The organism is Bacillus sp. JJ722, from assembly GCF_036963345.1.
Lineage (GTDB): Bacteria > Bacillota > Bacilli > Bacillales > DSM-1321 > Bacillus_AD.
Map to the genome: position 1 here is coordinate 16,868 of NZ_JBALMO010000225.1, position 6,281 is coordinate 23,148.

Here is a 6,281-nt window from a genome sequence, read left to right on the forward strand (position 1 = left end):
TTATGCTTGTCGGGGCTAACGGGCCAATTCCGCATTTCATTGTTGGCTTATCATAGGGAAGAGAGCGAAGCCCACTAGTCGCTGACCGCTGGAGCTGGACAAAAAAAGAGTCCTGACTTCAGGACTCTAATAATAGTATTTTACTTTTTGGAAAGATAATATTTACTTCTGTACCGACATCCTTTGTAGACGAAAGATTCAGGCCTAAATGCAATTTATCTGCTAAAGTTTTGCAAATATATAATCCCATACCCGTGGATTTTCTATATAAACGACCATTTTCACCTGTAAAGCCTTTTTCAAATACACGCCCTACATCTTTTTCACCGATGCCGACACCATTATCCACAATGCTTAACACAAGATTGTTTTCATATTTTTTTACAGAAATTTCAATTTTGCTATCCGCTTTGTAGCTGTAGTTGATCGCATTTACAATGATTTGGTTAATAATAAATTCAACCCACTTTTCATCACTAAATACGACCTCATCCATTTCAGCTAATTCAAGCTGTATTTTCTTATGTATGAATGACTTGGCATTACGTTTAATGACTTTTGAAACACATGCCTTTAAATCAAATTCTTTCACAAGATAATCTTTACTAGCACTATTGCTGCGCGCATAATATAGAGCTTGCTCTACATAATCTTCTATCTTATTTAGTTCTTCTATAACACCTTTAGTAGCTTCATTTTTTTGATTTTCTAGCATAAGCTTGCTTGTTGCAATCGGTGTTTTAATTTCATGTACCCATGCTTCAATATACTCTCGGTATTCAGTTTGCTTATTCTTATAGCTATTTACATGCTCATGCATTTGTTTATCTGTCGTTTTTAAAATATCATAAACCTTTTGTCCTTCGAGAAAACCTGGCTCTTCCATAATTTCAGACAACAAATACTTTTGATCTAATGTTTCTAAATTAGTCTCCAACGTACCGTAGAATCTTTTTTTCTTCACAAAATCTGATATATATGAAATGGCTAATGGACCAAACCAGCCAAACCATACGATGACTATGACTACGCCTTGTACTTTTATTAACCATAGAAAGATTGCCACGAAGATAAATAAAACTACATTACCAATCAAAAAAACAGCTCTTTCTTTCATATAGTCTCTTAACTTCATGACATAATATACCCAAGACCTCGTCTTGTTTCGATAGGATTTTCCATACCGATACCCTCAATTTTTTTACGCAATCTAGTAATATTTACAGATAGTGTGTTGTCATCAATAAACAAATCTGATGACCATAAATATTCCATTAATTCTTCTCTAGATACAATCTTACCTTTGTTCTTCATCAAGCAATGCAATATTTTCAATTCATTCTTTGTTAATTCCTCAAGTTGATTTTGATGAGAAATCGAGCCGCTCGATAAGTCTAATTTTAAAGCGCCATAATTTAAAATGGATGCTTCTTGCTTAGCGTATGTACGCTTTAATACTGATTCTATACGTGCTAAAAGGATTTGTGTATTATACGGTTTTGTCACAAAATCATCTGCCCCAAGATTCATACTCATTAACTCATCTACCTCATTATCTCTGCTCGTTACAATAATGATTGGTACTTGAGACGTTTTACGAATTTCTCTACAAATATAATAGCCATCAAAGACAGGCAGATTAATATCTAATAAAATAAGGTGAACATCTTCTTGATTCACATATTGCATGATATTTTGAAAATCATTTGGCGCTTCTACAGCATAACCATAATTCGATAAAAACTCTTTCAACTCATTTCGCAGAGTTTCCGTATCTTCTACAATTAAAATTTTCATGTTGCTCATTCTAGCCACTCCTAAAAAAATATGTCATAGTAACATATTTTTATTATAGCTACTTTTAAATTAATATGCTTCGAAACATCAAAAAACGTTCATAATATCTCAATGAACGTTTTTTATTACATCCTAACCTAATCGGTGAACCCATTTCTTTGTTTCACCATATATATCCTCTTCACCTAAAATGGCAGAAACAACAGCAACTCCATTTACGTATTGAAGATTTATTTCATCCAAATTGTTCAATTTGATTCCACCTATTGCCACAATTGAAATATCGACAGCTTCTCGTATCGATTGAAGCATTCCCATATCAATTGTACGTGCATTTTCCTTCGTAGTTGTTAAAAACATCGCTCCTACACCGATATAATCTGCCCCTTCACGCTGTGCTTGTAAGGCTTTCTCAACATCATTAACCGAAACTCCGATGATTTTATCATTGCCCATTAATTTTTGAACACCCGCTACTGTAATATCACTTTGACCAATATGTACACCATCAGCGTCCGCCAGTTGGGCAATATCAATCCGATCATTAACGATAAAATGAGCCCCGTATTTATGAGTTAATTCTCTTAACGCAATTGCTTTTTCCAAAAATTCTCGACCCGAACAATGCTTTTCTCTCAATTGAACGATTTTAACGCCACCCCGCAAAGCTGCTTCTATGCATGAAAGAAAAATCCTTCCCTCTAAAATTTTTGAATCTGTCACTAGATACAATTCTTTATTTTGTTGAAACAAATTGACTCCTCCTTACTTCACAACCTCTGCCACTTCTTCATACGCCATGTCCCAGAAATGTAATTCATAGAGACTCGCTTTCTTGAATATCTCACATAATTTAGCTTGTTCTTCTAGAGAACTATCAGCAAATAATCGATTAGAGTACTCAATCCATACAACATTTAGTTGAGTAAATTCTTCTCCGCTATAAGAGTCAATCCATTGCTTATAAAAATGATTTTCATCAATATCGTAATTTTCAACAATATGCTGACCAATATAGTTATAGCTCCAGATACAAGGGAGCACCGCTGCCACGATTTCTTTCAAATCTCCTTTTAAACAGACACCTTGCATATAACTTGTATAACTTTCCGTTGTTAGCTCCACTTCTTGCTGCTCTAGCTCTTCAATTGAATAGCCGAACCCCTTTAAATAATTAATATGAACAGCTGTTTCATATTCAAATGTACCGCCCGCTGCTTGATGAAAAAATCGCATATCTTCAATTGTTTTAGACTTAATCATTCCCATACAAAACACTTTCGAATATTCCTTTAAATACAAATAATCTTGAATTAAATAATGCTCAAACTTCTTACGGTCTAATGTATTGTTTCCCATCTCTGTAATAAACGGATGCTGTAAGTAATCAGTCCAAATTTGTTTAGATTGCTGTAATAAAACATCTGTTAAATTCATAGCATTTCCACCTTTGCATAGTTTTCTATTACTTCTGTATTTAATCGGTACATTTCATCAAACAACTGCACTTTAAATGTCCCGATTGCTGGATCGTTATGATTGGCTAACTCCCCACTTAGTGACATGGACAACACACCCATTGTTGCTGCTTTGAAGGAATCATTTGTTACACCTAAGTAACTTCCTACTAAACTAGCTGTCATGCAACCTGTTCCAGTTACTGACTTTAACTTAGGTGAACCATTATGGATTTGAATCGTTCTTTCACCATCCGTTATAAAATCTATTTTTCCAGTCGCAGCAATCGTCGTTTGAATATATTTCGCAAAATTCTGTAATTTACTTACATCAATTTCTATATCATCAGATGCATCTACGCCTTTTCCGTTTGCTTCTAACCCAGCCATAGACAATATTTCAGCCGAATTACCTTTAATAACATCAAATTTCACTTTACTCATGATTTCTTCAACAAATTTTGTTCTTTGCTTACTTGCAAATACACCTACTGGATCTAAAACAAGTGGTTTCTGCAATGAATTTGCAATTCTACCAGCTTCTAAATATACGGGAATTTGCGTGGAATGCATCTTACCAATATTAAGAACAACCGCGTCGCTAATGGTAATTAAGTCCGCCACTTCTTCAATGGCATCACCCATAATTGGACTAGCGCCTATCGCAAGTGTTGCATTTGCACAGTCATTGATGGTTACTTCATTTGTATAATGCAAAATCAAAGGATTGTGCTTAATTACTTCATTAACTAAACCGCTCATTTTATGAATTCCCATTTACTTTTTCTCCTTCGAATTGATAAAAATGATGAACTGGACCAATTCCCGAGCCAATTGGAAAACTATATCGAATTGCCTCTGTGATATATTTCTTCCCTTTCGCTACCGCTTCTTCTACGTTATAACCTAAAGCTAAATAAGAGGTAATAGCCGATGAAAGTGTACAACCTGTTCCATGGGTATTCAGATTATTTAATCGTTCGTTGTAATAAAATTCAATTCCACGCTCACCAATTAATATGTCAGTGGCATCCCCTGTTAAATGTCCACCTTTTATTAAAACGTATTGAGGTCCTAATGAACGTATTATTTGACCTGCTTTCTTCATGTCCTCTAAAGAACTAATTTTCATACCTGTTATTTCTTCTGCTTCCGGAATATTTGGAGTTACAATGAAAGCCATTGGTATTAGCTTTGACATAAGCGCTTCTTTTGCTTCGCTGGCTAGAAGTGCACAACCGCTTTTTGATACCATAACTGGATCAACAACTAAATATGGCACATCATATTGTACTAACGTCTCTGTAATGACTTTTATAATCTCTGCACTTGATACCATGCCAATCTTAATCGCTTGTGGAGGAATATCATCTAGAACTACTTGTATTTGTCTTTGTACCATTTCCGCGCTCAAGTCCTCTACTAAAGATACTCCTTGTGTATTTTGAGCTGTTACAGCTGTAATAACGCTCATACCATACGTACCAATGGCAGCGAATGTTTTTAAATCTGCTTGAATCCCCGCTCCACCCGACGAGTCAGAACCTGCAATCGTTAAAGTTGCTACGCCATAGTTTCTCAATGAATCATCTCCTTGAATTACGAACTACATAAGAAACGAATTGCATGGAAAACGCTTTTCTACGTAAAAAAAGCTATTCTCCACATAGGAAAATAGCTTCTTATCCTCATAAACTTGATAAAGATAAAGAGTACATGCTTTCCTACGCTGGTATGATCCAGATCAGGTATTGAGGGTTAATGAAATAATCATCTCTCAGCCAAAAAGGCACCCCTAGCTACATATTCGATTCTTATGTTAAACAGTAAGTTCTTTATCATTGAATGTCAAGGATATTTTATTGTACTATTCAGATAAATTATGCTAATATATTTTATAACATTCATCTAAATGAATAGCACAAATGTATCATAATCCATTTTCATTGAAACGGTGAGCGACTGTTCGGTGTATAGCCGCTTCAAATTCATCAGTTTAATGATTCTAGCCTTACAACAGCCTTTCACTCCACTTCAACGATAACCCACAATACTTAGTCATTGTTCTCTGCTGTCAGACATGAATATAGATGCTAAGAAACGGATTTACATACTCGATTCCTCTTTTGTTTCGATAAATCTAATGCTTTTTTTACTAGTGAAGTACTCATCATTACTATTCTTATATAATTAATCTTTTACTCTCCTGTATTAGCAAATATCGTCCAACCAATAGATGGACTCGTTACATGCAATTCTGTTAAGTTAATGAAATGATCTAGTAGAAATCTTCCAAAAGGATGGTCACAAACTGATTGATGTAATGCCCGAATCGAATGGCCTTCGGCTAACAGCTTTTCTTGCTGTTGATCAATGTACACACGCATAATTTCTTCCGAGAATTCTGGATGGAACTGTATTCCCCAAATATGATTATCAATCACGTAAGCATGATACGGTTCGAATTGATTATATGCAAGAACCCGAGCTTCCTTAGGGAGTTCAAGAACCGTTTGTCTATGAGTAACATGCCCATAGAACGTATCGTGAAGGATAGCTAATAAACGATCCTGACTTCCTTCTTCGGTTAATTGTATTTTCGTTGTACCAATTTCCATTCCTTTCGGATGATCGCCAACTTTTCCACCAAAAGCTTCTGCAATTAATTGATGACCATAGCAAATGCCTAACGTAGGTATTTGCATATACCTTATATCACGTAGCCATTGCATTAATTGAATGCTCCACTCTTCCCGCTCTGTGACCATTGCATGCGAGCCAGTTATGATAATTGCTGCGATCTGCTCAGTACTTGGCAATGATGTCATATCATCATAAACATTTGCAATAACGACATCTTCTGCAGAAATACCGCTAGTGCGGATGATCATATCTTCAAAGTCACCGTGTTGCTCTACAATTGATGAAAACGATGTACCCGTTTTGATAATCAGTAATTTCTTCACTCTACATCATCACCTTTCAAACAGAATATTTAATATTATGAAGCCGTAAGTATTTGTAATT

General features: G+C 35.3%; 7 protein-coding genes and 1 riboswitch. All 7 genes read right to left on the minus strand.

Going from position 1 to position 6,281, the window contains the following annotated elements; translation table 11 throughout:
* Window positions 1–118: 118 nt before the first annotated feature.
* The 7 genes from V7014_RS22030 to V7014_RS22060 all read right to left on the minus strand — a co-directional run bounded on the left by V7014_RS22030 (window position 119) and on the right by V7014_RS22060 (window position 6,220).
* On the minus strand, window positions 119–1,135 hold the full coding sequence (locus V7014_RS22030) for a sensor histidine kinase (protein ID WP_335510362.1): 1,017 nt from the start codon (window positions 1,133–1,135) through the stop codon (window positions 119–121).
* A complete protein-coding gene (locus V7014_RS22035; protein WP_335510364.1) occupies window positions 1,132–1,806 on the minus strand; it encodes a response regulator transcription factor in 675 nt (224 codons plus the stop codon). The genes V7014_RS22030 and V7014_RS22035 overlap by 4 nt, the downstream gene beginning before the upstream one ends.
* Window positions 1,807–1,929: 123 nt before the next feature.
* Window positions 1,930–2,550, minus strand: a complete 621-nt coding sequence (gene thiE, locus V7014_RS22040) for a thiamine phosphate synthase (protein WP_335510365.1) — start codon at window positions 2,548–2,550, stop codon at window positions 1,930–1,932.
* A gap of 12 nt (window positions 2,551–2,562) precedes the next feature.
* Window positions 2,563–3,234, minus strand: a complete 672-nt coding sequence (gene tenA / locus V7014_RS22045; RefSeq protein WP_335510367.1) for a thiaminase II — start codon at window positions 3,232–3,234, stop codon at window positions 2,563–2,565.
* Window positions 3,231–4,031, minus strand: a complete 801-nt coding sequence (gene thiM / locus V7014_RS22050; RefSeq protein WP_335510369.1) for a hydroxyethylthiazole kinase — start codon at window positions 4,029–4,031, stop codon at window positions 3,231–3,233. The genes tenA and thiM overlap by 4 nt, the downstream gene beginning before the upstream one ends.
* On the minus strand, window positions 4,018–4,836 hold the full coding sequence (gene thiD / locus V7014_RS22055; protein WP_335510371.1) for a bifunctional hydroxymethylpyrimidine kinase/phosphomethylpyrimidine kinase: 819 nt from the start codon (window positions 4,834–4,836) through the stop codon (window positions 4,018–4,020). Before thiD ends, thiM begins: the two co-directional genes overlap by 14 nt.
* A 122-nt stretch (window positions 4,837–4,958) precedes the next feature.
* Window positions 4,959–5,061: riboswitch (TPP riboswitch) on the minus strand.
* A 391-nt stretch (window positions 5,062–5,452) separates the two neighbouring features.
* Window positions 5,453–6,220, minus strand: coding sequence for a glutamine amidotransferase (locus V7014_RS22060; protein WP_335510373.1), 768 nt, complete (start codon window positions 6,218–6,220; stop codon window positions 5,453–5,455).
* Window positions 6,221–6,281 lie beyond the last annotated feature (61 nt).